This is a genomic window from Kitasatospora sp. NPDC001683, from assembly GCF_053596495.1.
Map to the genome: position 1 here is coordinate 1 of NZ_JBSFGK010000230.1, position 1620 is coordinate 1620.

Annotated in this window: 2 protein-coding genes and 1 pseudogene; all 3 read left to right on the top strand. The window is 72.0% G+C overall.

From position 1 onward, the window contains the following. A pseudogene (locus tag ACWCYO_RS40655) lies at nt 1–94 on the top strand (roadblock/LC7 domain-containing protein); the annotation flags it as partial. A 161-nt stretch (nt 95–255) separates the two neighbouring features. Further along, nucleotides 256–924 (top strand): DUF742 domain-containing protein, encoded by a 669-nt coding sequence (locus ACWCYO_RS40660; RefSeq protein ID WP_270143828.1) that lies wholly within the window; start codon nt 256–258, stop codon nt 922–924. Continuing rightward, entirely contained in the window at nt 905–1489 is a 585-nt protein-coding gene (locus ACWCYO_RS40665; protein WP_270143829.1) for a GTP-binding protein, read from the top strand. Before ACWCYO_RS40660 ends, ACWCYO_RS40665 begins: the two co-directional genes overlap by 20 nt. Nucleotides 1490–1620 lie beyond the last annotated feature (131 nt).

A 1620-nucleotide genomic window follows, 5' to 3' on the forward strand; every position in this document is an offset into this window, starting at 1 on the left:
GGTCGGCTACGAAATGGCCCTGCTCGTCGACCGAGCCGGCGCCGTCCTCACCCCCGCACTCCGCGCGGAACTCCAGGGCAGTCTCCTGCACTGACGGTTCGTCGGATACCGTCCAGGTATTCGAAGTACCTCCGCGTCCTTCCCGGGCCCGCTTCGGCGGGCTCGGGTTCGGGCGTCGTACGGCCTTCGCACCACCGGCTCCGGACTCGTACCGAAGCTCGCACCGCACCGCCGCACCTTGTGAGGAGAGGAACCGTGACACCGCCCGACGACCGCAGCGGCCAGTACGGCGTTCCGTACCCTGGCACAGGCCATGACGCCTTCGGAGCACCCGGCGCCGGCCACGGTCAGCCGTACGGCCGGCAGCAGTACGGACAGCCCCAGCAGGACCCGTACGCCCGACCTGAGCAGCAGTACGGCCAGTACGGCCAGCAGGACCCGTACGCCCGGCCGCAGCCCGCCTTCGGCACCCCGCCGCCCGGCTACCCGACGCCGCCACCCGGCCCGGCGCCCGCCCCGGCACCCGGCTACCAGCCGGCCCAGGAGCCCGGGCACGTCGAGGAGTTCGAGGACGAGCCGGACGCCGGCCCGCTGATCCGACCGTTCGCCATGACCGGCGGTCGCACCCGGCCCCGCTACGAGCTCGCGCTGGAGGCCCTGGTCTCCGCGGACGTCGACCCGCAGCGCCTGGCCACCCTCCTCCCGGAACACCAGCGGATCTGCACGCTGTGCACGGAGGTCAAATCCGTTGCCGAGGTGTCGGCGCTGCTCTCCCTTCCCCTGGGAGTGGCCCGCATCCTCGTGGCCGACCTGGCCGAGGCCGGCCTGGTCGCCATCCACCAGCCCGCTTCCGGCGGCGAATCCGGAAACCAGCCCGACGTCACGCTGCTCGAAAGGGTCCTCAGTGGACTTCGCAAGCTCTAACGCGGCCGCCCCCACCCGCGCCACCACCTCCGCGAAGATCGTCATCGCGGGCGGCTTCGGTGTCGGCAAGACCACGCTCGTCGGCGCCGTCTCCGAGATCAACCCCCTGCGCACCGAAGCCGTCATGACCTCGGCCTCCGCCGGCATCGACGACATCAGCCACGTCTCCGGCAAGACGACCACCACCGTCGCCATGGACTTCGGCCGCATCACCCTCGACGAGGACCTCATCCTCTACCTGTTCGGCACCCCCGGACAGGACCGCTTCTGGTTCATGTGGGACGACCTCGTCCGGGGCGCCATCGGGGCCATCGTCCTCGTCGACACCCGGCGCCTCGCCGACTGCTTCCCCGCCCTCGACTACTTCGAGAACAGCGGCCTGCCCTTCGTCGTCGCCCTCAACGGCTTCGACGGCCACCAGCCGCACACCCCCGACGAGGTCCGCGAAGCCCTCCAGCTCGGCGCCGACACCCCCATCATCACCCTCGACGCCCGCCGTCGGGACAGCGCCAAGAGCGCCCTGATCACCCTGGTCGAGCACGCCCTGCTCGCGCGGCTCCGCTGATCGAACACGCGAATGGCCGCCGGGTCCGAGCGCCCCGGAGGCGAGCTCGCCTACGGCACCGCCGGCCCCGGCCGCGTCGCCCTGATCACCGACGCCATGGGCGCCGCCGGCATGGGCGACGGCCGCTACCC